This window comes from Labrys sp. E2SS-1L, from assembly GCF_057073705.1.
In genome coordinates this window covers 1311925-1337519 of record NZ_CP172713.1, presented here as the reverse complement: position 1 = coordinate 1337519, position 25595 = coordinate 1311925, and the positions used below count along the sequence as shown (strand labels likewise).

The 25595-nt window shown below is 63.2% G+C and carries 25 protein-coding genes; 6 read left to right on the top strand and 19 right to left on the bottom strand.

Annotated elements, in window-relative coordinates:
* Position 1: 1 nt before the first annotated feature.
* The 8 genes from ACIGJE_RS31745 to ACIGJE_RS31710 all read right to left on the bottom strand — a co-directional run bounded on the left by ACIGJE_RS31745 (position 2) and on the right by ACIGJE_RS31710 (position 7207).
* A complete protein-coding gene (locus tag ACIGJE_RS31745; RefSeq protein WP_415080861.1) occupies positions 2 to 676 on the bottom strand; it encodes a YoaK family protein in 675 nt (224 codons plus the stop codon).
* Positions 677 to 756: 80 nt separating this feature from the next.
* Positions 757 to 1443 (bottom strand): YoaK family protein, encoded by a 687-nt coding sequence (locus ACIGJE_RS31740; protein WP_311937208.1) that lies wholly within the window; start codon positions 1441 to 1443, stop codon positions 757 to 759.
* A gap of 87 nt (positions 1444 to 1530) precedes the next feature.
* The gene (locus ACIGJE_RS31735) at positions 1531 to 2790 is read right to left on the bottom strand and encodes an alginate export family protein (protein ID WP_483680604.1); all 1260 of its coding nucleotides are present in this window, start codon (positions 2788 to 2790) and stop codon (positions 1531 to 1533) included.
* Between the two features lie 166 nt (positions 2791 to 2956).
* The gene (locus tag ACIGJE_RS31730) at positions 2957 to 3349 is read right to left on the bottom strand and encodes a DoxX family protein (RefSeq protein WP_367624804.1); all 393 of its coding nucleotides are present in this window, start codon (positions 3347 to 3349) and stop codon (positions 2957 to 2959) included.
* Between the two features lie 82 nt (positions 3350 to 3431).
* Complete coding sequence (locus ACIGJE_RS31725) at positions 3432 to 5417, bottom strand: amidohydrolase (protein WP_415080865.1); 1986 nt, start codon at positions 5415 to 5417, stop codon at positions 3432 to 3434.
* Positions 5417 to 5692 (bottom strand): XapX domain-containing protein, encoded by a 276-nt coding sequence (locus tag ACIGJE_RS31720; RefSeq protein ID WP_149250343.1) that lies wholly within the window; start codon positions 5690 to 5692, stop codon positions 5417 to 5419. The genes ACIGJE_RS31725 and ACIGJE_RS31720 overlap by 1 nt, the downstream gene beginning before the upstream one ends.
* A gap of 116 nt (positions 5693 to 5808) precedes the next feature.
* Complete coding sequence (locus ACIGJE_RS31715; RefSeq protein ID WP_311937193.1) at positions 5809 to 6504, bottom strand: hydrolase; 696 nt, start codon at positions 6502 to 6504, stop codon at positions 5809 to 5811.
* Positions 6505 to 6571: 67 nt separating this feature from the next.
* Entirely contained in the window at positions 6572 to 7207 is a 636-nt protein-coding gene (locus ACIGJE_RS31710) for an alpha/beta hydrolase (protein WP_367624802.1), read from the bottom strand.
* Positions 7208 to 7568: 361 nt separating this feature from the next.
* On the opposite strand from ACIGJE_RS31710, the gene ACIGJE_RS31705 reads away from it, so the two are divergent.
* Both ACIGJE_RS31705 and ACIGJE_RS31700 read left to right on the top strand, forming a co-directional pair.
* A complete protein-coding gene (locus ACIGJE_RS31705) occupies positions 7569 to 8507 on the top strand; it encodes a LysR family transcriptional regulator (RefSeq protein WP_415080870.1) in 939 nt (312 codons plus the stop codon).
* A 182-nt stretch (positions 8508 to 8689) separates the two neighbouring features.
* Positions 8690 to 9448: an IclR family transcriptional regulator domain-containing protein gene (locus ACIGJE_RS31700; protein WP_367624894.1), complete on the top strand. Its 759-nt coding sequence runs from the start codon at positions 8690 to 8692 to the stop codon at positions 9446 to 9448.
* Positions 9449 to 9472: 24 nt separating this feature from the next.
* On the opposite strand, the gene ACIGJE_RS31695 is transcribed toward ACIGJE_RS31700, so the two are convergent.
* Positions 9473 to 10318 (bottom strand): helix-turn-helix domain-containing protein, encoded by an 846-nt coding sequence (locus ACIGJE_RS31695; protein WP_415080872.1) that lies wholly within the window; start codon positions 10316 to 10318, stop codon positions 9473 to 9475.
* 328 nt (positions 10319 to 10646) lie between these two features.
* On the opposite strand from ACIGJE_RS31695, the gene ACIGJE_RS31690 reads away from it, so the two are divergent.
* The 3 genes from ACIGJE_RS31690 to ACIGJE_RS31680 are packed head-to-tail and all read left to right on the top strand — an operon-like array spanning position 10647 to position 13589.
* Complete coding sequence (locus ACIGJE_RS31690) at positions 10647 to 12332, top strand: FAD-dependent oxidoreductase (protein ID WP_415080874.1); 1686 nt, start codon at positions 10647 to 10649, stop codon at positions 12330 to 12332.
* A gap of 25 nt (positions 12333 to 12357) precedes the next feature.
* Positions 12358 to 12819, top strand: coding sequence for a nuclear transport factor 2 family protein (locus ACIGJE_RS31685; protein WP_415080876.1), 462 nt, complete (start codon positions 12358 to 12360; stop codon positions 12817 to 12819).
* Between the two features lie 50 nt (positions 12820 to 12869).
* The gene (locus tag ACIGJE_RS31680) at positions 12870 to 13589 is read left to right on the top strand and encodes an SDR family NAD(P)-dependent oxidoreductase (RefSeq protein ID WP_415080878.1); all 720 of its coding nucleotides are present in this window, start codon (positions 12870 to 12872) and stop codon (positions 13587 to 13589) included.
* 543 nt (positions 13590 to 14132) lie between these two features.
* Here ACIGJE_RS31680 and ACIGJE_RS31675 read toward each other — a convergent pair.
* The 9 genes from ACIGJE_RS31675 to ACIGJE_RS31635 form a co-directional block, all read right to left on the bottom strand.
* The gene (locus ACIGJE_RS31675; protein ID WP_311937514.1) at positions 14133 to 14933 is read right to left on the bottom strand and encodes an intradiol ring-cleavage dioxygenase; all 801 of its coding nucleotides are present in this window, start codon (positions 14931 to 14933) and stop codon (positions 14133 to 14135) included.
* Positions 14934 to 15080: 147 nt separating this feature from the next.
* Positions 15081 to 16838 carry an FAD-dependent oxidoreductase gene (locus ACIGJE_RS31670; RefSeq protein WP_415080880.1) on the bottom strand — a complete coding sequence of 586 codons (1758 nt, stop codon included), beginning with the start codon at positions 16836 to 16838 and terminating at the stop codon, positions 15081 to 15083.
* Between the two features lie 15 nt (positions 16839 to 16853).
* Positions 16854 to 17918, bottom strand: a complete 1065-nt coding sequence (locus ACIGJE_RS31665) for a branched-chain amino acid ABC transporter permease (RefSeq protein WP_415080882.1) — start codon at positions 17916 to 17918, stop codon at positions 16854 to 16856.
* 11 nt (positions 17919 to 17929) lie between these two features.
* A complete protein-coding gene (locus tag ACIGJE_RS31660; protein WP_415080884.1) occupies positions 17930 to 18793 on the bottom strand; it encodes a branched-chain amino acid ABC transporter permease in 864 nt (287 codons plus the stop codon).
* Positions 18790 to 19497, bottom strand: coding sequence for an ABC transporter ATP-binding protein (locus tag ACIGJE_RS31655; RefSeq protein WP_311937164.1), 708 nt, complete (start codon positions 19495 to 19497; stop codon positions 18790 to 18792). Before ACIGJE_RS31655 ends, ACIGJE_RS31660 begins: the two co-directional genes overlap by 4 nt.
* A complete protein-coding gene (locus ACIGJE_RS31650) occupies positions 19497 to 20216 on the bottom strand; it encodes an ABC transporter ATP-binding protein (RefSeq protein WP_415080886.1) in 720 nt (239 codons plus the stop codon). The genes ACIGJE_RS31655 and ACIGJE_RS31650 overlap by 1 nt, the downstream gene beginning before the upstream one ends.
* 71 nt (positions 20217 to 20287) lie before the next feature.
* On the bottom strand, positions 20288 to 21565 hold the full coding sequence (locus ACIGJE_RS31645) for an ABC transporter substrate-binding protein (RefSeq protein WP_415080888.1): 1278 nt from the start codon (positions 21563 to 21565) through the stop codon (positions 20288 to 20290).
* 117 nt (positions 21566 to 21682) lie between these two features.
* Positions 21683 to 22744, bottom strand: a complete 1062-nt coding sequence (locus ACIGJE_RS31640; protein WP_415080890.1) for a maleylacetate reductase — start codon at positions 22742 to 22744, stop codon at positions 21683 to 21685.
* Positions 22741 to 23550, bottom strand: coding sequence for a dioxygenase family protein (locus ACIGJE_RS31635; RefSeq protein ID WP_415081142.1), 810 nt, complete (start codon positions 23548 to 23550; stop codon positions 22741 to 22743). Before ACIGJE_RS31635 ends, ACIGJE_RS31640 begins: the two co-directional genes overlap by 4 nt.
* 128 nt (positions 23551 to 23678) lie before the next feature.
* Here ACIGJE_RS31635 and ACIGJE_RS31630 point away from each other — a divergent pair, with 128 nt between their 5' ends.
* Positions 23679 to 24629, top strand: a complete 951-nt coding sequence (locus ACIGJE_RS31630) for a LysR family transcriptional regulator (RefSeq protein WP_415080892.1) — start codon at positions 23679 to 23681, stop codon at positions 24627 to 24629.
* A gap of 435 nt (positions 24630 to 25064) precedes the next feature.
* Here ACIGJE_RS31630 and ACIGJE_RS31625 read toward each other — a convergent pair whose 3' ends face one another.
* Positions 25065 to 25490, bottom strand: coding sequence for a MarR family winged helix-turn-helix transcriptional regulator (locus ACIGJE_RS31625; protein WP_311937140.1), 426 nt, complete (start codon positions 25488 to 25490; stop codon positions 25065 to 25067).
* Between the last annotated feature and the right edge of the window lie 105 nt (positions 25491 to 25595).

Sequence of the window (25595 nt, the reverse complement as noted above, 5' to 3'; positions counted from 1 at the left end):
GTCAGCTCGGCTTCTGGCCATTCTGCGGCGCATAGAAAAACCCGATCAGGAACAGCAGAAGCGTTGGCAGGAGCATCCCCGCGACACCGACAGTTTTTTGAGCAAAAGCGCCCGCGCCACATCCCGCGACAAAGCCGATGACGAGGATGATCGAGGTCAGCGACTGGGCCCATTCTTCCGGGCGCTCCTTGTAGCCGATGAGCCGGCGCGTGCCTGCGACCGCCAAGCCGGCGATGTTGCCGGTCATCAACGAGAATGGCGGCCCGAGCCGGGGATCGAGGCGCTCGATCGCCGTCAGCATGCCCATCGCCACGACAGCAAAAAGCGCACAGGCCGAGTCAGGGCCGGTCTGGGTGATCGCAAGAACCGCCGAAATCGCGAACGCACAGGCCGCGATGACGATCGTACAGCACGTGGCGCGACCCAGTGGCCGGATCCAGGCGACCAGGATCGCCGCAAGGCCGGCGCCCAGCATGAAGAGCGGGAAGGTCAAGAGTTGCAGCCCGTGCAGGCCGCCTTTCTCATGCCCGATCAGGCCCAGTCCGAGGAGGATGACATTGCCGGTGACCAGGCCGACGAAGAGCCCGCCCAGATGAATGAAGAACAACGCATCAGCGAAGCCGGAAATGAACGCCAGAATAAGTGAGTTGCCTTTGCTGCGAAGTGTTTTCAGCATGTTCTGCCATCACCCCTTTCTTTTTTGAGATGCGGCCCGGCGGGATCGGGACGCGCATTCCCTATCGATACAGATGGGCGTCAGGCGATATCCGGCTCTGGATCGAGGTGGATCGAGAGCACGGTCGCGAGCGCGATGAATGGCGGGAGGAGGAAGGCGTGAAGGCCAAACAGGATGAAGATGAGCGCCGCCGCGCCACAGCCGGCTGCAAAAGCGACAATGGCCGGCACCATCTTCCTGAGCCGACCCCGGATGTCCGAGCGCTGCTGTTGCGAAGCGCTTCCAGACAATAGGTCGGCCAGATCCAGCATGATTTGCGTGGTCGTACCCGTCATCAGCGTCGAGGGAGGGATTTTCGGCAGATGAACGCGATGAGAGGCGTTCTGAATCGCCATCGCACAGACCAAAATCATGCCGGTCAGGATGGCCCGCCAAGTGTCGCCATCTGGGAACGGCCCCCAGGCCAATGCAAGAGCCGCGGCGAGGGCGAGCAGCAGCACCTTGATGCCGAGCATGGTCTTCAAGGCGATTGAGCCCGATGCGCCGAAGCGAAGGCTGATCATCCGCGTCAGCAGGATTGTCAGGCAAAACACCGGAAGCGCGAGAAGCTTGGCAAAAGCACCGGACGTACCGTTCACCAGTGCTGCGCCGAATGTTACGAAGTTGCCTGTCACATGCGCTGTAAAGAGCCCCTGCAGTGCCAGGAAGCCGGCGGTATCGACATAGCCGCCGTTAAGACTGAGCAGGAATGACGTGCCCTGTTTCAATTGCTGGTTCCTTTTTTCCGACGGCTGCGGAACACCCCCATGCGCTTGTCGGAAGGGCTTCGCGTCGTTGCGGCCTTTGCTGCGGGATCAGAATGAAATTGCTGCCCAGGCCGCGGCGAACGATCCGGACTTTCCGCCCGCCTGCCGTATCCTCTTTCCGGGTGTGTAGTTTACATAGGTGCCGCCGAAGGTCAGATGCTTGGTTGGTGTCCAGGTAAGGGTCGTGGAAACTTGCTGACCCATATACCGGCCGGTGCCGCCCGCCGTGGATGCGACCGGGGTAATGGCCGGCCCGTAGAAGGCATCGGCCGTCGCTTCCTTCCAGAGCGGATTCCAGCCGACGTTCAACACCACGTTCTTCACCACAGTCAGCGTCAGATTGGGCTGGATGTCGATGAGGTTGGCGGGGCCGACCAGATTCGCTTCGGAGAAATAGGGCAGCTTCGGGAACAGCGGATTGAAGGTCCCAAGCGTGCCGTTGCGCAGATTGTGGTCGCCACTGATCACATCGGCGTTGAGGCCGATCCGAGGCGAGAACGGCGCGTCCTGGAGCGTGTAGCCAAGCTCGGCCGAGACGGTCCAGGCACTGATATCGGCGGTGCCGAAACGGCCGAATTGATAGGCACCTTCCAGATCCCAATCGAAATTGTCAGCCTTGCCGAACAGGCGTGCACCAACAGTGTGCCGATGTTCATTGCCGGTGCCGCGCGCGAACTTCGCATCGTCCCGGTTGAGGCCGAAATAGTAGAGATCGGCCTTTAATGCAGGGATGCCGGGAACGGGACTCGTAGCATAGACGCCCCAGAAGACCTGGCTGGTGTCCGATTTGTCGTCGAACACGCCGGAGAGCAGCGAAACCGGGCGCATGAGGAAGGCGTCGATACGTGTGTCCGGCGACGCTATCCAGGCGGCGCGGACACCATCGAAGGCGCGGCGGATGTTGGGGCTTTCGCGCACGGAGACGAGGCGCGAAGAGCCGAAGCTCATCTCCTGCCGCCCGGCCCGGACCATAAAACTTCCAGCAGCTGACGGAAGCGTCAACTCGCCATAGCCTTGCATGAGATCGAAGCGATCAAACTGCGTTGCCGGAGCCGTTCCGTTCCAGGAAGGGGCCAGCCCGCTGCCCAATTGGACAAAGGTTCTCAAATAAGGCCCGAAATGAACGTCCGCCGAGAGCAAAGAGCGGATGAGCAGGACGTCATTGTGTTCGGGCTTTGCCAAGCCGAAGACCGGGTGGTTCGAGGACTCTCCGCGAAGCCGCAACTGTCCCCCGAAATCGACATAGACGCTGCCATCCGAGGAGAGCGGGATGTTCTTCAGCGCGTCGAAGGGATCCTTGTCGGCCACGCCATTGGAATTGGTCTCCTGCGCCATTGCGGCGCCGCCAAATATCAGGCCGCACAGGGCAAGTGCGACACAAGATAGACGCGCCATGGGCAACTTCCTTTCTTTTGGCGTGAGGAGCCAAGTGGCCGATCAAGGCGCACGGCTGGATCTGTGGGCGACAGCCGGCCTAACGCTGCCCGTCACGCGCGGTGTCTTTCGTCTTGGTCAGATCGTCGATGGCCACGAGAACAAATCCGCCGATGAGGCCGAGATGCTCGAAGAAGGCGTTCATCGCCATCATTCGCCCCTGCCCGGCCGGGATTTCCCAAAAGCGCAGGGCGACGAAGGTCGCGATCAGCGTGAACCCTGCCAAAGCGAGGGCCGCGAGCCAGCGCCAGAGGCCGAACAGCACCATCGCACTGGCCACGAGCTCGAAGGCGATCACCGCCACCGCGAATGGCGGTGCCGGCGATAGTCCGAAATGCGTCATCTCCGCGATCGCGCCGTCGAAATCGAGGATCTTGGTGACAGGGCCCTGGATGTAGGCCGCGCAGAGGCCGAGATAGGCAAGACTTCGCATGGTGGCCGATCCGAAGACCGGACGCGCGGCCGTGGCCAACCTCGCCATGACGGTCGTTGGAGCGTTCGATGAAGAGGCCACGTCACACCGCCCAGCAGGAGCATCCGAGCGCTCCCCAGAAGCTCTTGAGGTCGGAGATCGGTAGCTTCGATCCCCAGGCGCTGGCATGGTCGTGACCATGCACGCCGCAGGACGATTGACACCCGCACAAGGCGATCGCCATGCGCTGCAGCGAATTCTTGCCTGCACCCTCCGGTTCGCCCCAGGCCGCATAGCCCTTGAAGCTGCGTACCGGCGACCAGTTTGGCATCGCCGGCGGGACAGGATTCTCGTCGAGCTTGGAGAAATCCCCGGCGCCGTAGACGATCTTGCCGCCCACCATCGTCAGGTCCGAGGTGAGGAAGGAGATTTCGTCGTCGGGGCAGGTGAAGAAGTCCTTGTTGGGCACGCATGCGTCCGCGAACTGGCCCTTCTCGATCCGCCCCCGCTTGCCTTCGTCGTTGGAGAACCAGGTGACGTTTTCGGTCCACATCCGCAGGGCGGTCTCGCGATCGAGGCAATTGCGTTGCGGATAGAGGCGCAGGCCGCCGACCGTCTTGCCGGTGATCATCCAGCTGAGCGAGACCCAGGGGTTGTAGGACGCTACGCGTGTCGCATCCGTACCCGCCGAGACCTTCACGCCCTTTTCGAGCATGCGGGCGACCGGCGGCGTCGCCTCGGCCGCGCCGGCACCATAGCGCTCGACGAAATATTCGCCCTGATAGGCCATGCGATGCTGGACGGCGATGCCACCGCCAAGTGCCGAGATGCGATCGATGGACTTTTCCGAAATCGTCTCGGCGTGGTCGAAGAACCAGTTCAAGCCCTGGAGCGGGATATCCCTGTTGACCTTCTCGAACACGTCGAGCGAGCGCGAGATCGTCTCGTCATAGGTCGCATGCAAACGCCAGGGCCAGCGGTTCTGCGCCAGCACGCGCACGACCTCCTCGAGTTCGCCCTCCATCTCCGGCGGCATGTCGGGCCGTGGCTGGCGGAAGTCCTCGAAATCCGCTGCCGAGAACACCAGCATTTCGCCGGCGCCGTTGTGGCGGAAATAGTCGTCGCCCTGCTTGTATTTTACCGAGGAGGTCCAGTTGAGGAAGTCTTCCTTTTCCTGCTTCGGCTTCTGGGTGAACAGATTGTAGGCGAGACGGACGGTCAGCTGGTTGTCGTTCGAGAGCTTCTGGATGACGGCATAGTCTTCCGGATAGTTCTGGAATCCGCCGCCGGCGTCGATGGCGCCGGTCACGCCGAGGCGGTTGAGCTCGCGCATGAAGTGGCGGGTGGAATTGACCTGATAGTCGAAGGGGAGCCTTGGGCCCTTGGCCAGCGTCGCATAGAGAATGGCGGCGTTCGGCTTGGCGAGCAGGAGACCGGTCGGATTGCCGTTGGCGTCACGCGTGATTTCGCCGCCGGGCGGCTCGGGCGTGTCCCTGGTATAGCCGACCGCGCGCACCGCCGCTGCATTGAGCAGGGCGCGATCATAGAGATGCAGCAGGAAGACCGGCGTGTCGGGCGCTGCGGCGTTGATCTCCTCGATCGTCGGCAGGCGCTTTTCAGCGAATTGATGCTCGGTGAAGCCGCCGACGACACGGACCCATTGCGGAGCGGGGGTCACCGCGACCTGGCGCTTCAGCATGTCCATCGCGTCGGCCAGCGAGCGAACGCCGTCCCAGCGCAGCTCCATGTTGAAGTTCAGCCCGCCACGGATGATGTGGAGATGGTTGTCGATCAGGCCGGGCAGCAGGCGCCGGCCCTTGAGGTCGATTTTCCTGGTCTTGTCGTCCGCAAGTGCGAGTACGTCCTTGTCGCTGCCCACGGCGAGGAACTTGCCATCCTTGATGGCGACGGCACTCGCGACCGGGTTTGTCCGATCAAGCGTGGTGATCTTGGCGTTGTGGATGACGGTATCGGCATTCATCGCGGCATCTCCGTTTGAATTGCTGTCGCCGGCGCGGGCCCGCGAGACGATCGTCGGGAGTGCGAGGCCGGATACCCCGCCGAGAAAGGCGCGACGGGTGGTCTTCATCAGGTCTTTTCCTTCGATGTTTCGGAGGCCTGCGCGATGTGGCGGCCCGGCAGCTGGCCGAAGACATGGGTGACGGCATGGCTCTTGTCGCAGGCGGAGGCGAAGGCCTTGCCGGAGATCAGCTGCTTGCTGACCGGGATGATCTGTTCGCCAACCAGAATGCCCAGGAGACCGACGAGCGCGACGACCGGAGGCGCGGGCGAGCGGACATCCAGAAGGCTGTAGATCAAACCGACCAGCAGGCCGGCGCCCAAAGAGACGAGATAGAGTTTCATCAGATAGCTTCCCTGAGACCGGAGCCGTGCATGAGCCTTGGGCGACGGCGCGGTGCGCGCTCCGTCGCCCATGACCCTCCGACCCTTCCGGATTGCAGCGGGGAGGGGCGGGTGGTTCAGGCCTGCTTTGCGGGATTGGGGCCGATGCGCTCGCCGTGCTTCACGCGCTCGGGCGCCTTGTGCACCATGGTGTAGGCGTAATCGACGCCCATGCCGTAGGCACCGGAATGCTCCTTCACGATGTTCATCACCGCGTCATAGGTGTCCCTGCGCGCCCAGTCGCGCTGCCATTCCAGCAGGACTTGCTGCCATGTCACCGGCACCACGCCCGCCTGGACCAGGCGATCCATGGCGTATTTCTGGGCATCGGCGGAGGTGGCGCCGGAGGCGTCGGCAACCATGTAGATCTCATAGTCGGTGTCACGCATGCAGGAGAGCGCGAAGGTCATGTTGCAGACCTCGGTCCACAGGCCCGAGCAGACGATCTTCTTGCGGCCGTCCTTGGCGTTCTTCGCCAGGGCGTCGCGGACGTTCTGGTCGTCCCAGGAGTTCATCGACGAACGCTCGAGGAGCTGGTTCTCGGGAAATACGGCGAGCAGTTCGGGATAGGTGTTGCCGGAGAAGGACTCGGTCTCGACCGTCGTGATCGTGGTCGGGACCTTGAACGCCTTGGCGGCCTTGGCCAGGCCGACGACATTGTTCTTCAGCACTTGCCGGTCGATCGATTGCACGCCGAACGCCATTTGCGGCTGCTGATCGATGAAAATGACCTGGCTGTTTTGAGGCGTCAGAACTTCGTGAAGTTTGCTCATGTCTAGTCTCCGTTAAAAGCTCGGGATGGGTTGGCCGGCTGCGCGTCGCGCGCCATGAACCGCGGGATCAGGGCGCCGCGACGAGGGCGGACAAGAGCGCACGGACCTGATCGACTTCGTCGTCGTTGATCTCGTGGCCCATGCCCGGATAGATCCTCTCGACGACTTGGCCGCCGAGGGCCGACAACACGCGGCTGCTTTCACGCACCCGTTCAACAGGGATGTGCGGGTCGATGTCGGAGCTGCCCAGAAAGACGGGCGTATCCGCGAGCGAGCCGGCATAGTCCCGAGGCGCCCTGTCCGGGCCGATGAGACCGGCGCTCAGACCGATGACGGCGCCGTAGCGGCGTGCGTTGCGGGCCGCGAACTCCAGCGCCAGGCAACCGCCTTGGGAAAAGCCGAGCAGCGCGATCCGGGCCAGGTCCAGCTTCTTGTCCTGCAGCCATGAGACGGCATTGCCGACCTCGGCGAGAGAACTGGAGAGATGGGGTTCGTTGCGATCGAGCGCGGCCAGGAATGAGTACGGATACCAGGTGCCGCCCGGCGCCTGCGGCGCAAAATAGGCGATATCGGGCTGCTCGAAGATATCGGCCAGACCGAACATGCTCTCGGCGGCGGCGCCGCGCCCATGCAGGAGAATGACAGCCGCTTTGGCCTTGTCCAGCGAGGCCCCCGTCGTTGCAATGGAGTAGTTTTTGCTCATGTTTCTCTCCATCCATCAAACGAAGTGGCTGCGCGTGCGGAAACAGCCGTTATTCGCGGCTGGTCGCGTTCGACGAGATGATTGTCGGTATGTCGTTAGCGGAAGAAAGTTCAGATCGGTGGGCGCAATACGTCACCGTTACTTGAGATCAGCAGAAATCATACTTCTGATCCCAAGCGTATGTGCCGCACCGCCTTGCGAATGCAATCTTCATCTCATGCAGCGGACGATAGTTTCGTTCCGGAGCATTGACAATATCAAATCGTATGGCGTATTTGTCCACGATATGGCGACAAGCTGACGGGCGCCGACCGAGCGCCGATAGTTTGCGCGGCCGGTGTGGCAACCTGCGGAGGCACGCTTGGACAAACTGACCAATATGAAGGCGTTCACAAGGGTCGTGAACCATGGCAGCTTCAGCGAAGCGGCGAGAGAGCTGCGTCTTTCCCGGTCCGCCGTCAGCAAATATGTCATCGATCTTGAGATCGAGCTCGGTGTGCAGCTGCTTAATCGCACCACGCAGAGCGCGGCACCAACCGAAGTCGGGATGCGTTATTACGAGCGCTGCCTGGCCATCCTCGCCGAGATCGAAGACGCCGAAACCTCGCTATCGCAGTTTCAGGTCGAAGCTCGGGGGCTGTTGCGTGTCAATGCGCCGATGTCGTTCGGGACGATGTTTCTGGGACGGTTGATCGGCCAGTTCATGGCCCGGCATCCCGACCTCCAGATCCAGCTGGTCCTGAGCGATCAGCAATTGGATACGGTGCAGGAAGGCTTCGACGTCACGATCCGCTTGACGGATTCGCCGCCGCCCAATCTCGTGACCCATGAAATCGCGTCGGCGCCGCGGATCATATGCGCATCCCCGGCCTATCTGGAAGAGAGGGGTATACCTCAGCATCCAAGGGACCTGCGAGACCATGCTGGTCTGCACTATGGCTATCTCGAAACCGGTGCGCAGTGGAAGCTCACCGGCAAGGACGGTGATCATTGGGTCCCGGTGTCGTGGTGCCTGTGCAGCAACAACGGGGAAGTGTTGCGCGACATCGCCGTCGAAGGGCGCGGCATTGCGCTCCTTCCCAGTTTTATCGTCGACTCCTGCTTGCGCGACGGCACTCTCAGGGAGGTATTGTCGGATTATCATGCGCCTGAAATGTCGATCCACGCGATGTTTCCGCCGACGCGCTACCTGCCGTACAAGCTCAGGGTCTTCATCGATTTCCTCATGAAATCCCTCCCCGACGGTTTCAACTTGCCAACAGGCATCATGCCCGAGCAAGGGCGTAGCGAGCATCCCTGATTGCCGGACGCGCGCTCACTGCGATTGCATGTTCTCCGTTCGCCCGGTTCTGATGGCCCATACGGCGCGCCGTCAGCGCGCATTCGTTCCTGTCCCCTGCATTGCATCCTCACCAATTTCGCTCGCCTGGTGCGATAGTCGAGTATACGTTCGATATTCGAACGAGGGTGCCTATGACGAAAATGGAGAAGGATGGCGACATGATGGGGGGCTTCGCCAAGGGGCTCTCGGTCATCGAAGCTTTCGACGAAGACCATGAAGCCCTTTCGATCGCCGATGTCAGCCGCCTGACCGGACTCGACAGGGCAACGGCGCGTCGCTGCCTTCTTACCCTGCTCAAGGGGGGCTATGCCAGCACGGATGGCCGCTTGTTCGCCTTGACGCCGCGCGTGCTGCGCCTGGGCTATGCCTATCTTTCCGCCGCGCCATTGCCAAGGCGCCTGCAGCCCTTCCTCGAAAGGCTATCCGAAACCACGCAGGAAAGCGCTTCCGCCGCCATCATGGACGGGAGCGACGTAGTCTATGTCGCGCGTGCTGCCCAAAAGCGGGTGATGTCTGTCGCCCTCAATATCGGCAGCCGCTTGCCGGCCTATTGTTCATCCATGGGCCGGGTCCTGCTCGCCGCCCTGCCACCCGAAGAAGCGCGGGCCTTGCTCGAGGGCAGCGAACGGCCGGCGATGACGCCAAGGACACTGACCGATGTCGACGATCTCATGGCCGAGCTCGGAAAAGTACGCCGGTGCGGCTACGCCCTCGTGGATCAGGAGCTCGAACTCGGCCTGCGCTCGATCGCCGTGCCGATCGTCACGACGGGCGGGCGGGTTGTCGCGGCCCTGAACACCGGCGCCCAGGCCGCCCGGGCCTCCACTGCGCGCCTGAAGGCGGAAGTCCTGCCGCTCCTGCTCGATGTGCAGGCGCAATTGCGGCAGGTGTTGGCCTGACTGGCGCGGCAGCAAGTCCCGTGTTCACGTTCGCGCGCGTTCGCGCCATGCCAACGGCGTCAGCCCCAGCCGCCGGCTGAAGGCACTCGTCATGTGCTGCTGGGAGGCAAAGCCGCAACTGGCGGCGATCTCCCGCAGCGGCGCTGAGGTCGCGGTGAGCTGATGCTGCGCGATCTGCACGCGCCGCTCCAGGACGAACTGGTGCAGGGGCAGGCCGGCTTTGCGCTGGAAGCGACGCCGCAATGTGATCACCGGCAGGTCGAGCAGATCGGACAGCTCGACCAGGCTCAGCCGTTCGGCGATATTGGCGTCGATGTGCTCGCGAAGACGGGCATATTCGCGGTCCGAAAGTGGACCACATGCCGTCCTGCTGGCAAATGCGCGCAGCGAGCGGAAGACATCCACCAGGGCAAGTTGCGAAACGGCCTCCACGGCGATGCTGTCGGGCTGCGACGAGGCATTGAACAGGGTGCGCGCATAGGCCACCAGGCCGGCAATCGATGGGGAGGCGATGTTGTCGATGCTGGTGGGGATGGGGGCGAGGCGATAGTCCGCGCCCAGCAGTTTGTGCTGGAGTTCGGGCGCAAAGCGGAAGGCGGCAAAGCCCGCGGACACGGCGCTGGCCTCGACCGCCACGCGGCCGCCGGCGGGATGGAAGGCAGCCGTCAGGGCATCGAAACGCATCGCGGATGGGCTGCGCCCGTCATAGCCCGTCTTCGCCTCGATCGCGCCGAGCAGGAGGCAGACCACATCGGCCTCGTTCTCGAATGACAACCGATAGGGCTTGGCGGGCTCCAGATGCCAGAGCGCGCATTCTGCTTGGGCGCCGCCGGTGTTCATCGTGGCGGCGAGGCATTGCGGGGTGTCCATGGCGTCCCCCATCCGGCGTGCCCTCGCGGGCGCACCTGCGTTTCGAGCGCTTCCCGGCAGCCATCCGATCTTGATGCCGGACCGGCTACATTCAAACGCGCGGATACTGCCAGGAAATTGCGCCGGGTGCAATATTCGCACCTTTGTACGATATTCGCACATTTGTCTTTTCGTTGACCTGATCAGTTTTTGTAACGCCCCGATCGTGAAAGACGTCGGCGCCCGATTTCCGGCAGCCTGTACGCAACGGTCGAGCGGCTTGTCCGCGACAGACCTCGATGTTCGGCGGCCCAGCGCTTCAAGCGGGCCGGGAGAGGGGAGGACGCGCATGACTGCATCCATGAAACTGCCGGCCCGTGCCAGCGCCAAGCCGGTGACCGCGGCCGATTTCGATATCGAAACCGATATCGTGGTGGTCGGCGGCGGTGCCGGCGGGCTCGCTTCCGCGCTCTTCGCGCGCTGGGAGGGCAATGAGGTCGTCCTGCTCGAAAAGGCGCCGGAACTCGGTGGCACTACGCGCAAGGCGGCCTTCTGGTACTGGGTGCCCAACAACAAGGCGATGCAGGCGCTCGGCATTGCCGACCCCAAACCCGATTGCATCCGCTACATGGCGCGCCTGGCGCGGCCGGAGCGCTATGTCGCCGGTCATCCGACCTTCGGCCTCGACCCATGGGAATACGCCATGTGCGAGGCCTTCTACGACAACGCCTCGACGGCGACCGAGCTTCTGGCCGAGAAGGGCGCGCTCGAATATCGCCATTGCCCCGACGTGCCGGATTATTGGGCCGAGTTCGGCGAGGACAAGGCGCCGAAAGGCCGGGTGCTGCTGCCCAAGGGCGCCAAGGACAGCATGTCCGACGGCGGCGAGGTCGCGATCCGCACGATGTCCGCTGCAGCCAGGCGCGACGGCATCGAGATCCGCACGGGCATGCGGGTCCAGCGCCTCACCCGAGGCGATGACGGAGCGGTGAACGGCGTGCAGGCAACCGACATCGACGGGCGCCTGACCACCGTGAGGGCTCGCAAGGCCGTGATCTTCGCCAGCGGGGGTTTTACCCATGATGCCGAGATGCGGCGCAATTTCCTCGCCGCCCCGGTTTTCGGCGGCTGCGCCGCCGTTTCCAACGAGGGCGATTTCGTCCGGATCGGCGCGGCGGCGGGCGGGCAGTTGCGCAATATGAACTATGCCTGGATGTGCCCGATCGTGCTGGAAAAGGCGCTCAATCGTGATCCTGGCCTGATCGGCACCTTCTCGCCCTCGGGAGACTCGATGATCTATGTCGACCGGCAGGGCCGGCGCGTCACCAATGAGAAGCTGGCCTACAACGAATCCGCCCAGGCCTTCTTCCAATGGGATGCCGCCAAGGGCGAATATCCCAATCTCGTGCTGTTCGCGATCTGGGACCAGCGCAGCCAGGACCACAGCGCCAGCGACGAATATGGCCGCTTCATCGTGCCGCCCGGTGCCGATGATGCCCATGTCGTCAAGGCCGATACGCTGGAAGGGCTCTCAGCCGGCATCGCCGAGCGCTTGGCCCGCCACGCCGACAATATTGGCGGCCTTGCCCTCTCCGCTGATTTCGCCGCCACGCTGAGCGCCACCATCGACCGCTTCAACGGCTTTGCCGAGAGCGGCCGGGATCTCGACTTCCGGCGCGGGGAGCGGCCGGTCGAGCAGCTCTTCAACGGCCCGGTGGCCGAGCCGGCCGGCAAGAACCCGACCATGTATCCGATTGCCAAATCGGGTCCGTTCTATGCGGCGCTGCTGAGCGGCGGCAATCTCGATACCAAGGGTGGGCCGAAGACCTCGCCGCAGGGGCAGGTACTCGACGACGAGGACCAGCCGATCCCCGGCCTTTACGGCGTCGGCAATTGCGTCGCCTCGGCCTCGGCGCGGGCCTATTGGGCCGGCGGCGGCACGCTCGGCCCGATCCTGGCCTACGCCTATCTTGCCGCAAGGCGAGCCCATCTCGAACCGATCAAGACGGCGGTCGGCAAGATCGCAGCCGAATGAAGCATCGACAAGGGAGAAAACGCCGATGGCCCTGACCCGGCAGACCATGACCGACGAGCAGCGCAAATCAGTCGCTCTCGAATATCTCAAGGCCTTCGACAAGGCCGGCGTGACCTCGGATGGCGGCTCCATCCTCGACCTCTTCGCCGAGGATGCGCAGGTCTATTTCCCCAAATGGGGCCTCGCCGACGGCAAGGAGGCAATCGGACGCCTGTTCGGCGATGTCGGCGGCACGCTGAAGAGCATCGTCCACCATTATGCCGCCTTCAACTGGGTGTTTTCGGGCGGCGACGTCATCGTCTGTGAGGGCACCAGCCACGGCGAGCACACAGACGGCCCCTGGCGAGCTGGCGTGCCCGATTGGGGTGCGGGGCGCTGGTGCGACGTCTTCGAGATCCGCGACTGGAAGATCCAGCGCTGCTTCATCTATCTCGATCCCGATTACGCCGGGAAGGACAGTGCCCGCTACCCCTGGCTTGGCCGGTAGCGTCGGACGTCTACTTTTGGACTTAACGATCAAATTTAGGAGGAAGGGCCATGCGGCTCAAGGACAAGGTCGCCCTGGTTTCGGGTGCAGCCCGCGGCATGGGCTATGAGATTGCCACGCTCTTCGCCCGCGAGGGCGCAATCACCTATGCCGGCGACATCGCCGGCCCCGATCACCCGCACGCCGCCGGCGTGGAAAACGTGCGCCTCGATGTCAGCCGCGAGGAAGATTGGGCCGGCACCGTCGATACGATCCTCGCCAGGCACGGCCGCATCGACGTCCTGGTCAACAATGCCGGCATCATCGCCTATGAGCCCTTGGACGAACTCGATCTTGCCGCCTGGCAGCGCGTCATCGCCGTCAACCAGACGGGAGTGTTTCTCGGCATGCGCGCGGTGGTGCCGGCCATGCGCCGGCAGAAAAGCGGCTCGATCGTGAACTTCTCCTCGATCTGGGGCAATGCCGCCGTCGGTGGTGCCCATGCCTATCACGCCACCAAGGGCGCCGTGCGCAACATGACCAAGAATGCGGCGATGAGCTATGTCGCCGACGGCATCAGGGTGAATTCCGTTCATCCCGGTTTCATCGACACGCCACTCACCCAGGCGCAGGCCTCCGACATCAATGCCTTCGTCATCGCCTCTACCCCGATGAAGCGGGCCGGCAAGCCGATCGAGGTGGCGAACGGCGTGCTGTTCCTCGCCAGCGACGAAGCGAGCTACATGACCGGGGCGGAACTGGTGATCGATGGCGGCTATCTCGCCCAATAGTCCGCTCTGACAGGCGGCCGATCCCGTGCCGATCCAGACCTTTAGCTAACAAAGATCGAAAGCAGAGCGCGTTCAGTCATGAGCGCGCTCTTTCCTTTCATGCCGATGGCATTGATGCCTGACCGATCAAGCACTGTCATTGCAAAACGATGCAGTGACGCCTGGATCAAACATCGTAGCCGTTGGCGATAAACATTTGTTTTGTATATGATTCTACTCGAAGAAGCTGCGCGGGGTGGTTGCTCACTCCGTCAAGGTCGGCACTGCCCCTCACCCTTACCCTCTCCCCGCAAGAGGCGGGGCGAGGGGGACTTCAGCCGCTTGTTTCATTCCTAAAACGGTCATCTCGCCCACCGATCGAGCAAGATGACGGCCCCGAGGTGGATCGCGACGCTTGCCGCCCCCTCGCCCCGCCTCTTGCGGGGAGAGGGTAAGGGTGAGGGGCGGCACCACGTAAGCAATTATGGCGCGGGCAGTGGCTTGCGATCGGAAGGGGTGAGCAATATACCCGTGCGGCTTTTTGCTCCCTTCGATCCATCCTCCTCAGGCTCCGGCCGTGTCGGGCGCCATGATGAAGTCGAAAGGTGAGCGCCACAGCGTCTTTTCGCCTTCGAGCCTGTCGAACGGTGCGATCAGCGATTTCTTCACGCCGAATACGGCATCGGATTCGAGATATTCATCGCCGCCCACGAAGGTATGGGTGACGATTGTCTTGAACCCGGGCGCCGTTACCAGATAGTGCATATGGGCTGGGCGATAGGGGTGGCGCCCCACTGCCGCCAGCATCTTGCCGACCGGGCCGTCGTCCGGGATCGGATAGGAAACCGGCTTGATGCCGATAAAGCTGTATTTGCCGTCCGGCCCGGTGATGAAGATGCCGCGATTATTGCCTTTGGGTTGAATGCCGGGCTGCTGCACATCGTAGTAGCCGTCGGCATTGTCGGACCAGACATCGACGCGCGCTCCCTCGATGGGGTTGCCCTCCAGATCCAGCACGCGGCCCTCGAACAGGCAGCTCTCGCCCTTGCCGTCGAGCGTGATGGTCGCCCCCATCTCGCGCACCGGGGCATCGGCGACATGGAACGGCCCGTAGACCGTATTCTCCGTGGCGCCCGAGGGGCGGCGATTGTTGATGGTGTCGACCAGCATGGACAGGCCCAGCGTATCGGACAGCAGAATGAATTCCTGCCGTTCGCCCGAACAGATCTGTCCCGTGCGGGTGAGGAAATCGATGCCGAAATTCCACTCCTCCTGCGTCAGCTCGACCTCCTTGGCGAAGGCGTGCAGATGCTTGACGAGGGCTGACATCACTATGGCGAGACGCGGGTCGATATCCCGGCCCATGCGGCCATTGACCGTTTCTATGGAATGGTCTTCGGAAAAATAGCTCACGGCTTACCTCGTTCGAGCTTGCGATCACCGAGCTGGCCCGGTGTCGATAAGGGGAGGGTGGCGCGCTCGGGCCACCCGACCGGAATTGACGGGACGGTGTCAGGCCAGCGCCAGGACGTCCTTCAGCACGCGGCGCAATTCCGCGTCCGGTTTGGTCGGCAAGGTCTTGGCGCGCCAGGCGACATGATGATCGGGGCGCACCAGGACGGCGCCGTTCTCCTCGATCTCGCTGACCCGCGCCCATTCGCCGGCCAGGTCCTGCCATTTCTGGCGGGGCCCGATGACGTGAACCGCGATGTCGAGGCCGAGTTCCTGCCCGACGGCCTGGGCTTCCTTCACCCAGTCCTGCCCGCGAATACCGGTCAGGATGGTGAACTTGCCATGACCGGTGAGGTCGAGCGTCGAGGTCTTTTCGCCGCGTGCCCCGAACAGCCAGGCATGCGGGAGACGGGCGCCGGGCCATGTCGTCTGCTGGAAATGCAGTTCGGCATCCCGCTGGAAGGACGGCTCCTCCTGCCCGTCCGGCTGGACGGCCTTCGACCGGTAGCGCTGGTTCATCTCCACGCCATGGGCGTCGAACTCATAGACCTTGGCGGCAATTGCCTCGCGGATGGCCTTGCGCTGGGCCTCGCCCGCCTCGTTCGGATTGCAGCGGGCGTCCATGTTTTCCTGCATCTTCACCGGATCGATCGAGTCGAGCAGGCCGAGCGCCTTGAAGATCGGTCCGAATTCCTCGATCGACTTGTTGGCGCGGGTCACGATCTGCCTGGCGACGGGCGCGCGTTCGGCCTGATAGCTGTCGAGCAACTCCTTGCCCGCCTGGCCTTTCAGCACGAAAGCGAGCTTCCAGGCCAGGTTGAATGCGTCCTGAATGGAGGTGTTGGAGCCGAGGCCATTCGATGGTGGGTGGCGGTGGATGGCGTCGCCCATGCAATAGACCCGGCCGTTCGATACCGTCTCCGCATACATGTTGTTGACCGTCCAGGTGGAGACCTGATCGATCTCGACATCCAGCTCAGGATCGCCGACGAGTTCACGCACGACCTTGGTGGCGAAAGCTTCGTCGACCTTGGGCGCGGGCTGGTTGATGTCATAGCCCCAGACGATCAGCCATTCGTTCCAGGGGCGCACCATACGCACCAGGCCCATGCCGATGCCACCGACATCGGCGCCCGGCTGCACCACCCAGTAGAGCACCGAGGGACGGTGCGCGACATATCGGGACAGGTCGGCCTTGAACAGGATGTTGATCGAGCCGCCGAGACCCATCTTGCCGCCATATGTCAGGCCGGCATGCTCCGCCACCTTGGAGTTGGAGCCGTCGGCGCCGATCAGATATTTCGAGCGGATGGTGAACTGCTTGCCGGTGAGCCGGTCGAGACAGGTGGTGGTGACGCCGTCCTCGTCCTGCACATGCGCTATATATTCGGTCGACAGCCGCGCCTGGGTGCCGCGCGAGCAGGCGGTCTTGAACAACAGCGGCTCCATGAAGGTCTGCGGCAGGTCGTTCATCAAAGTCGGCGAAGACAACAGGTGCTCGGCCTTGGAATGCGGGCTGGTGCCCCAGCTCTTCATGCGGCCGATCTCCTCGCCGGTCAGCGAGGTGCAGAACACGTTCTCGCCCATCAGCTCCTGATGCGCCGCGAACAGATAGGCCTCATCCTCCACCTCACGACCGAGATCGCGCAGCACTTCCATCGTGCGCTGATTGGTGATGTGAGCCCGCGGCGTGTTGGCCAGCCAGCGATAGCGATTGATCGCGATGTTCTCGATGCCATAGTTCGAGAGCAGTGCTGCAGTGGCGGATCCTGCCGGTCCGGTGCCGATGACGAGAACGTCTGTGGTGATGTCGGCCATGTTCCCTCTCCCTGTCTAGTTGTCGGATTGTCTGGGCGTGAGTATGCGGCGAACCGGGAAGAGCTGAATGCCGGTCCGTTCGGTAAACAGTCCCCACAGGCCGCGTGGGGCGAACAGCATGACGATGATGCCGATCAGGCCCAGGACGAGCAGATACCAGGAGCCGAAATCGGCCAGCAGGCTCTGCAGGATGTAGAGGACGATGACGCCGACGATCGGTCCTTCGATCGACCCGATGCCGCCGATGACGACGATGAAGATCACATAGGCGGTCCAGTCGGTCACGGCGAAGGCCGCATCGGGCGAGATGCGCGCCTTCTGCACGTAGATCAGGGCGCCGGCGAGGCCGGTGATGAAGGCGACGATGACATAGGTCGCTGCCTTGACCTTCAGCGCATCGACGCCGACGGCACGGGCCGCCTGGGCGTTGTCGCGCACCGCTGCAAGACCGAGGCCCTGTCGCGAGCGCAGCAGGCGATAGATGAAGACGATCGAAGCGACGGCGAGGGCCAGCGCGAGCCAGTAGCACAGAATATCGATGGCCTGGGCCGAGCGCACGCCGAAGAGGTTCTGAACCAGATTGACGCCGACCATGTCGCGGGGCGCGCGCGAGGGCAACGAGGTCCCGGTGCCGCCACCGAGTGTCTTCACTTGCGCCATCGCAAGGCGCACGACCTCGGCGATGACCCAGGTGCCGATGGCAAAATAGGCGCCCTGCAGGCGGAACACGAAGAACCCGGTGGGAATGGCGAGCAGGAAGGCGGCCAGCCCGCCGGCGACGACGCCGACCAGCGGGTCGAGGCCGAACAGGATGACGACGGCGAACATGGCATAGGCGCCAAGGCCGACGAAAGCTTGCTGGCCCACCGAAACCAGGCCGGCATAGCCCGCCAAGAGGTTCCAGCATTGCGCCAGCACCAGCATGGTCAGGATGAAGAACAGGTCCTGTATGCCGCTGCGCGGCAGAAACAGGGGTGCGGCGAAACCGAGCGCCACGACCAGGAGCGCGGCGAGGAAGAAGATCGAGGAGGCGCGGGTGCGCGTCTCGACTTTCCAGGCGGTTGGGGCTTGCAGGTTCATCTCGGCTCCCCTCAGTCGACGGCTCTGGGGAACAGGCCACGCGGCCTGAACAGCAGCACGGCCAGGAAGGCGATATGGCCGGCCAGGATCTGCCATTCCGGATTGAGGCTGGCGCCGAGCGCCTGCGCCACGCCGATGACGCAGCCGCCGGCGAGCGTGCCCCAGAAGGAGCCGAGCCCGCCGATGATGACCGCCTCGAAAGCGTAGATCAGGCGTGCCGGGCCGATGGTCGGGTCGAAATTGGCGCGGGCACCGAGATAGAGCGCGGCGATGGTGGCGACCACCAGTGCCAACCCTGTCGCGACGGCGAAGATGGCGTCGGGGCGAATGCCCATCAGGCCGGCCGTGACGCGATCATCCGAGGTGGCGCGGAAGGCGCGGCCGAGCGACGTGCGATAGAAGATGAGGTTCAAGGCCAGGATCACGCCGACCGCCGAGAGAAAGGTGACGAGGGGCATCACGCCGATGGTGGTGAAGCCCAGGTTGAGCGAGGCGGTTTCGATCGAGCCGAGTGCGATCCGGCGGCTGTCGGCAGAGAAGGTCTCGAGCAGCCCGTTCTGGATGACGATGGAGAGCCCGAAGGTGACCAGCAGCGGCGGCAGGATGTCTGGCCCCAATGTCCGGTTGAGCACGAAATATTGCAGGGCCCAGCCAATGGCAAACATCAGCGGCATGGCGATCAGCGCCGCCAGGAACGGGTTCAGGCCCAGCGATGAGACCAGGAACAGGATCGCGAATGCGGCCATGACGATGAGGTCGCCATGCGCCAGGTTGACGAGGCGCATGATGCCGAAGACCAGCGCCAGGCCGGCCGCGAACAGGGCGTACAGGCCGCCCAGCAACACGCCTTGAATGATCGTGTCGATGAGGTTCATGCATGCGCTCCGAAATAGGCGGCGTGGATCTGGTCCCGGCTGATGTCCGAGGGCTTGCCCGACAGCGTGATGCGGCCTTCCATCATGCAGTAGACATGGTCGGCCACTTTCAGCGCCTGGCCGATATCCTGCTCGACGATGACGATGGATGCGCCGCTGTCGCGGATTTTCGGGAAGGCGGCGTAGATGTCCTTGATCACGACCGGGGCAAGGCCGAGGCTCAACTCGTCGCACAGCAGCACGCGCGGATTGGACATCAGGGCGCGGCCGATGGCGACCATCTGCTGCTGTCCGCCCGAGAGGGCGGTGCCGGGATTGTGGCGGCGCTCCTTCAGGATCGGAAACATCTCGTAGATCGCATCGAGCGACCAGAAGCCCTCGGCCGCGCGCCCATATTTGCCGATCAGCAGGTTTTCCTCGACGCTCAGCGAGGGAAAGAGCTTGCGGCCCTCCGGGACCATGGCGATGCCCAAGGCCAGCATATCCGGTGCGGCCCGATCGCCGATCGGGCGTCCGTCGAACCTGATCTGGTCGGCCGCGTTCCTGAGCACGCCGGCGATCGAGCGCATCAGCGTCGTCTTGCCAGCCCCGTTTGCGCCGATGATGGCGACGGTCTGTCCTTCGGCCAGCGCCATGTCGACGCCGAACAGTGCCTGGAAGTCGCCATAGAAGGCCGTGAGGGATCTTGTTTCGAGCAGGGCCATCACACGTCGATCCCGAGATAGATTTCGCGCACGGCCTTGGAGGCCATGATCTCGTCGGGCTGGCCGATGCCGATGACCTTGCCGAAATCCAGCACCAGCAGGCGGCCGACGACAGCGGTCAGGGCATGCAGCACATGCTCGATCCAGACGATGGAGATGCCTGTCTCGTGCACCGCGCGGATCGTGTCGACGAGCTGGCCGCATTCGCCTTCGGTGAGGCCGCCGGCGATCTCGTCGAGCAGCAGCAGCGTGGGCCGGGTGGCGAGGGCACGGGCAAGTTCGAGCCGCTTGCGTTGCAGGAGGCTGAGGCCACCTGCCATGTCGTTGGCCCGGGGCGAAAGCCCGGTTCGCCACAGAATGTCGGCGCAGCGGTCGGTGGCTTCGCTCTCCGACTGGCTTGCGCCGAAGGTGCCGGCGACCAGCAGGTTTTCGAACACCGTGAGCTTGTCGAAGGGCTGCGGGATTTGGAAGGTGCGGCCGACGCCGGCTAGGCACCGCGCCATCGGCGGCGTGCTGGTGACGTCACGGCCCTCAAAGATGATGCGGCCGCCGCCGACGTCCACATTGCCGGTAATGAGGTTGAACAGCGTCGATTTGCCGGCGCCGTTCGGGCCGATGATGCCCAGGGCTTCGCCCTTCTCCAGCGCGAAGGAGACGTCCTGCGTCACCTTCAAGGCGCCGTAGCTCTTCGAGACGTTTTGCAGGGCAAGGATCGTCATGATCTTCTCCTGTCCCTCTCCGCGTCGACGGGGAGGAGGGAGCCGCGATGGCACCGGATAAGGAATGGCCTCTAGGCGATCGCTTCCATCTTGCCGCCGGTCGGGATGTTCGGCGCGGTCTGGTTATCGGTGATGACGAGATCGTAGCCGCCGCCATCCCTAAGCCGCCACTGGCCGCCGACCAGCGGCGTCTTGGCGACGTTCTTCGCCGCGAAGGGCGGGAGGTTGGCACCGTCCCAGGCGACCCTGCCGACGATGGTGTCGAGCCTGGTGGCGGCGATGGCTGCGATCACCGCCTCGGCATTGGTGGGATCGGCGCGTTTCATCACGTCGGCGGCCAGTTCGAACAGGGCATGTACGAAGCCGATGGGCTGGGTCCACGGACGGTTCGTCGCCTTGGTGAAGCCCGCCGCCAGGGCCGCCGAGCTGTCGCCGGTCAAGGAAGACTTGAACGGATGGTTGGGCGTCCACCACACCTCGGACGACAGGTTGTGCCCGGCCTTGCCCAAGGCTTCGACGGCCTGCGGGAACAGGATAGCCTTGCCGATCGAGGCGATTTTCGGCTTGAAGCCCTGCTGCTGCGCCTGGTTCCAGAAGGTGGTGAAATCCGGCGGGATCATCACGCCGGTGATGATCTCCGCCTTGGCTGTCTTGAAGGCGTTGATCTGGGCGGAGAAGTCGTCGGTCAGGTTCTGGTAGCGGCCCGGATCGGTGAGGGTGAGGCCCTTCTTCTCGAGCACCGGTGGAAAGCCGACTTTCGGATCCCCCCAGGCATTGCCGTCGCCGTCATTGGGGAACAGGCCGCCGACCTTCTTGTTGGTTTCGAGCTGGCCCCACATGTTGGTGAAGACGGCGATGACGTCTTCCAGGCCCCAGAAGAAATGGAAGACGCTCTCGAACGGCTTCCAGGAATCCGGCGCGCCGGGATTGCCCTGCTGGCCGATGAACCAGGGTTGCCAGGGCGCCACGGTCGAGATGCAGGGCATGCCCTCGGCCTCGCAGATCGTCGCCACCGGATTGGTCGTCTCGGGCGTCGAGGCGACCAGCATCAGGTTCACCTGGGAATCGACCACCAGTTCCTTGGCGACTTCGGCGGCACGGTTCGGATTGGACTGGCTGTCCTTGACGATGACCTCGAAGTTCGCGCCCGCGGCCTTGGTCGCCGCGAGGAAGCCGTCGATGATGAACTTGTCGGCTTCGGCGAAGGCTGCCAGCGGCCCGGTCTGCGGGCTGACATAGCCGAGCTTGATCGCGGCGCCTGCCGCGATGGCCGGGCTGGCGACCCCGCCGAAGGCGGCGGTCGTGCCGAGCATGGCGGAAGTCTTCAGGAAATGGCGACGCGTGATCATTGCTTTCCTCCCCAGGAAGATCGTCGTGAAACCAGAGAAAAGTGCGACTTCTACGGATCGCATCTTTTTCTCTAACCCATTGTTTTGGTACGTTTTCTTACCCGGAAGCTATCGGGCCTAAAGTGGCGGTCGGCTTCCCTCCCAGGCATCCTGGAGCAGGGCGCGGATGGAAGCGCGGTCGATGGGTCGAGGGTTGGCGTAGGGGTTTCTGGTCGCAATCTCGGCGGCACGGTCGAGATCGATTTCTTTCAGGCCGAAATCCTTCAGCGCCATCGGTGATCCGACGGACCTGGCGAAATCGTAGAGTGCCTGGCCGGGCGTGCCGCCAAAGATGTCGGAAACCGGTTGCAGCTCTTTTCCAGCGGCGCCTGCGTTGAAGCCGATGGTGTGCGGCAGCATGATGGCATGGGTTTCGGCATGGGGCGTGTCGAAGCTGCCGCCCAGCGTGTGGCAGATCTTGTGGTGCAGCGACATCGCGACCTGGCCCAGCACCGAGCCGCAGAGCCAGGCCCCGTAAAGCGCATCGGTGCGAGCCGGCCTGTCCCTGGCCGAGGCGGTGATGACCGGCAGCGCCTGCCGGATGGCACGCATGCCTTCGGCGGCCATCAGCGCGGTGATCGGGTTGCCGTCCGGCGCATAGAGCGCTTCGGCGGCGTGGGCAATGGCATTCAGGCCGCTGGTCACGCTCATGCCCACCGGCAGGCCCAGCGTCAGATCGGGATCGTAGATCACCACCTCGGGCAGGACTTTCGGGCTGCGCAGCGTGGTCTTCTCGCCGCCTTCGGTCTGGCCGAGAATGGGCGTCACCTCCGAGCCGGCATAGGTGGTGGGCACCACGATCTGTGGCAGATCGGTGCGATAGGCGATTGCCTTGCCGAGGCCCGTGGTCGAGCCGCCGCCGAGCGCCACGACCATGTCGGCCTTCAAGTCCAGAACACGTGCAACGGCCGCTTCGGTCACATCGACCGGGGTGTGCATCGTGGCGTTGTCATAGGTTCCGACCGCAAGCCCGCCAAGGGCCGTGGCCATGGCCTCGCCCTCGGCTTTCTGGTGCGGCGTGGTCAGCACGAGCGCCCTGCTGGCACCGAGCTTTTCAACCCACTCGCCGACATGCCTGGACGAACCTTCGCCGAAGACGATATGCGCGGGGCTGCCTTGATAGACGAATGAGAGGTTCATGCTGCACGCCTTTCCTGCCTGGCCCGGGCCATGACGAACGTGAAGTCGAGCGCCCAGCCATCGCCGTCGCGCCTGATGTCTCCGATGAGCTCGGGCTTGACGCCGAACAGGGCATCCTGCCCCAGGCCTGGATCGCTACCGTCGAAGACATGCGTGGAGATGGTCTCGAAGCCGTCGGCGCTGATGATGAAGTGCAGATGTGCCGGCCGCCGCAGCGAGACACCGAGGCCCGCCAGCATCCGGCCGACGGGGCCGTCGGTCGGTGTCGCATACCCGGCGGGGCGCACCGTGCGGTAGAGAAAACCGCCATGGCCGTCGGTTTTCAGGATGCCGCGCAGGTTGAATTCCGGCTGCCGATCGGGCTGCTGGTTCTCGTAATATCCGTCGGCATTGGCCTGCCAAGTCTCGACAACGGCGCCCGGGATGGCCACGCTGTCAAGGTCGACGACACGGCCACGAACCAGAAGGGCCTCGCCGGCACCATCGAGCGAGATCGATCCGCCATTGGCAATGGCGGGTGCGTCCGGACGATAGAACGGCCCGCGCACCGTATTGGGCGTGGCGCCCTTGTGGCGCTGGGCATTGATCTCTTCGACGAGGGCGGTGACACCCAGCAGATCCGAGGCCAACACCCACTCCTGGCGCCGGTCATCGGTGGCGTGACCAATGTCGGTCAAAAGCTGCATGGCGGAGCGCCACTGGTCCCTGGTCGGCCGGGTTTCGCGCACAAAGGCATGCAAATGCCTCACCAGCGAATTGAGGAATGAAGCGGAGGTTTCCTTTACGCCGGGGCCGACGCGCTCCATCACGACATCAGCCGAGTTCTGTGCGTTCAACGACCTGATAGCCACCGGCTGTTCCTCCCGAGGAGCAACATACCCGGCACCAGCCTGCATATTGATCATTTCTCAATTAAACAATATAGCAAATTGCTATGAAGCTTGACGAGCGCCACCTGGTCCAACTTGCCGCCGTGGTCCAGGCCGGCGGCGTGACGGAGGCTGCGATCCTGCTCGGCATGACGCAGCCGGCCGTGTCACGAACGATTGCGATGATGGAGCAGCGTATCGGCGAGCCTCTTTTCGTCAAAGGGCGGCGGCCCCTGCAACCGACGGCCTTGGGACAGGCGCTGGCGAGCCACGGCCAGACCATGCTTGCGGCTTCGCGCAAGGCATCGGCCCTCGTCGCCGGATTTCAGAAAGGCGCGTTTGGGGTCGTCAGGGTGGGCGGTTCTCCCTTCTTCTCCGACGCACTGATCTCGGGCATGATCGCCGAATTCCAGGACAGGCGTCCCGATGTCCGTGTCGAGCAGAGCTATGGCTATCTGGGGCAATTGCGGGCGGCGCTGGACGCGGACCGCATCGATATTGCGATCTGCCCCATCGACGTGCTGAAGGAAGGATCGGGCCTGCGTTTCGACGTGGTGTTGCCCGGACGCAATGTCGTCGCCTGCCGCACGACTCACCCCTTGCTGATGAAGCGCCGTCTCGATCCGGCAAGCCTGCTCGACTATCCCTGGGTCGGTCCGCCGGAGGGCAGTCCCCTCTATGCCGACCTCAATAGCATGGCGCTGTCACTGGGGGCCACGGAAATCAAGATCCGCTATTCCGGCGGCTCGCTGTCCAGCGCCATCAACTACCTGAAATCAAGCGATGCGCTCACCGTGCTGCCCCACAGCGTGGTCTTCGCCTATCGCAACGAGAAATCGATCACGGCGCTGCCGGTCAGAATTCCCCACCCCGAGCGCGCCTTGGGCATATTGCAGCAGAGCAACGCGACGCGAGCTCCGGCCGTGGATGCTTTCGTCGCTCATGTCACCAAGCGCTTCAAGGATCTGGCGCTGCTGATAGAACGCCATGAGAAGGCCATCGTGTGGGGCCTATAGCCATTTGGTCGTCACCTTGCGTATCGTGGGCATGCAAGCAAGAGAACCCATCTCTTCACTTGTTCGTTTGGAGATGCGCGATCACTGGTTTCGACAGACTGTACCAATTGGGCTGCAGTACGAAATAACCCGCCGGAACCGTCGACGCGCATAATTTGTAGCATGCCGTGACGTGTCTGTGATGACCGCCAATAATGATCAAATCCTGCCACCACAACCAGTTCTGGCATAGATCAACTGCCGTCCTGGTCTGATCGGCAGGACGGTCTTTGCATTTTATAGCCGGGATTCGGAGGAGTTTGGCCGCACTGCGTCCGGCGGGCACAAAATTGGATGACGAGCCGACATCTCAACTTTTGCGTTGGCGATAAAATGCCTCCAAAAGGCAGTCTTGGACCACCACCCCGTCATGCCATCAGAGCTTGTTCACAAAACCTAGTCCATCATCAGATCGCGCAGTAACCCTTTGAGAGTTTCCGCTTTGTCACCCCGCAGGCGATCGATGATATGACGCTGTTGGTCACCGACGATCTCGTCGAGCTTGATGTGCAGAGCCGTGCCCTTGCTTGCGAGATAGATGAGAACCTTGCGGCGGTCGTTCGGATCCGGGCCCCGATATACCAGCGCGTCAGCCACCATGCGATCGATGATCTTTGTCAGGGTGGTCGCATCGACCAGCACCAGCTCGGCGAGATGGCCCATCGACAGGCCGCTCCGCGCCGCCAAGGCAGTCAGGATGCGGAACTGCTCGATCGGAATGCCCTCGGGCCTCAGCCTGTCCTCTAGATCCTCCTCAAGCTGGCGGTTCACGCTCGCAATGAGATAGGCTAGTTGATCTTCCATCTTGTCGGAGCGTGCCAAGCCGAACTTCTCATCTTCAATATTCGCAATTTCAGATAATTACCCTACTCGGCCCGTGCCGTTCAAGCGTCCAAACCAAAATTGTCGTCATGATGGTTCGGTCAT

What these genes read in the sequence shown, in the direction of transcription:
- ACIGJE_RS31720 (WP_149250343.1), bottom strand. Translation starts at nt 5,692, where the DNA reads ATGAAACTCTATCTCGTCTCTTTGGGCGCCGGCCTGCTGGTCGGTTTG.
- ACIGJE_RS31730 (WP_367624804.1), bottom strand. Translation starts at nt 3,349, where the DNA reads ATGCGAAGTCTTGCCTATCTCGGCCTCTGCGCGGCCTACATCCAGGGC.
- ACIGJE_RS31715 (WP_311937193.1), bottom strand. Translation starts at nt 6,504, where the DNA reads ATGAGCAAACTTCACGAAGTTCTGACGCCTCAAAACAGCCAGGTCATT.
- ACIGJE_RS31670 (WP_415080880.1), bottom strand. Translation starts at nt 16,838, where the DNA reads ATGGCCGACATCACCACAGACGTTCTCGTCATCGGCACCGGACCGGCA.
- ACIGJE_RS31650 (WP_415080886.1), bottom strand. Translation starts at nt 20,216, where the DNA reads ATGACGATCCTTGCCCTGCAAAACGTCTCGAAGAGCTACGGCGCCTTG.
- ACIGJE_RS31690 (WP_415080874.1), top strand. Translation starts at nt 10,647, where the DNA reads ATGACTGCATCCATGAAACTGCCGGCCCGTGCCAGCGCCAAGCCGGTG.
- ACIGJE_RS31665 (WP_415080882.1), bottom strand. Translation starts at nt 17,918, where the DNA reads ATGAACCTGCAAGCCCCAACCGCCTGGAAAGTCGAGACGCGCACCCGC.
- ACIGJE_RS31680 (WP_415080878.1), top strand. Translation starts at nt 12,870, where the DNA reads ATGCGGCTCAAGGACAAGGTCGCCCTGGTTTCGGGTGCAGCCCGCGGC.
- ACIGJE_RS31630 (WP_415080892.1), top strand. Translation starts at nt 23,679, where the DNA reads ATGAAGCTTGACGAGCGCCACCTGGTCCAACTTGCCGCCGTGGTCCAG.
- ACIGJE_RS31745 (WP_415080861.1), bottom strand. Translation starts at nt 676, where the DNA reads ATGCTGAAAACACTTCGCAGCAAAGGCAACTCACTTATTCTGGCGTTC.
- ACIGJE_RS31700 (WP_367624894.1), top strand. Translation starts at nt 8,690, where the DNA reads ATGGAGAAGGATGGCGACATGATGGGGGGCTTCGCCAAGGGGCTCTCG.
- ACIGJE_RS31640 (WP_415080890.1), bottom strand. Translation starts at nt 22,744, where the DNA reads ATGAACCTCTCATTCGTCTATCAAGGCAGCCCCGCGCATATCGTCTTC.
- ACIGJE_RS31695 (WP_415080872.1), bottom strand. Translation starts at nt 10,318, where the DNA reads ATGGACACCCCGCAATGCCTCGCCGCCACGATGAACACCGGCGGCGCC.
- ACIGJE_RS31685 (WP_415080876.1), top strand. Translation starts at nt 12,358, where the DNA reads ATGGCCCTGACCCGGCAGACCATGACCGACGAGCAGCGCAAATCAGTC.
- ACIGJE_RS31725 (WP_415080865.1), bottom strand. Translation starts at nt 5,417, where the DNA reads ATGAAGACCACCCGTCGCGCCTTTCTCGGCGGGGTATCCGGCCTCGCA.
- ACIGJE_RS31655 (WP_311937164.1), bottom strand. Translation starts at nt 19,497, where the DNA reads ATGGCCCTGCTCGAAACAAGATCCCTCACGGCCTTCTATGGCGACTTC.
- ACIGJE_RS31675 (WP_311937514.1), bottom strand. Translation starts at nt 14,933, where the DNA reads ATGGGCCGGGATATCGACCCGCGTCTCGCCATAGTGATGTCAGCCCTC.
- ACIGJE_RS31635 (WP_415081142.1), bottom strand. Translation starts at nt 23,550, where the DNA reads ATGGAGCGCGTCGGCCCCGGCGTAAAGGAAACCTCCGCTTCATTCCTC.
- ACIGJE_RS31660 (WP_415080884.1), bottom strand. Translation starts at nt 18,793, where the DNA reads ATGAACCTCATCGACACGATCATTCAAGGCGTGTTGCTGGGCGGCCTG.
- ACIGJE_RS31710 (WP_367624802.1), bottom strand. Translation starts at nt 7,207, where the DNA reads ATGAGCAAAAACTACTCCATTGCAACGACGGGGGCCTCGCTGGACAAG.
- ACIGJE_RS31645 (WP_415080888.1), bottom strand. Translation starts at nt 21,565, where the DNA reads ATGATCACGCGTCGCCATTTCCTGAAGACTTCCGCCATGCTCGGCACG.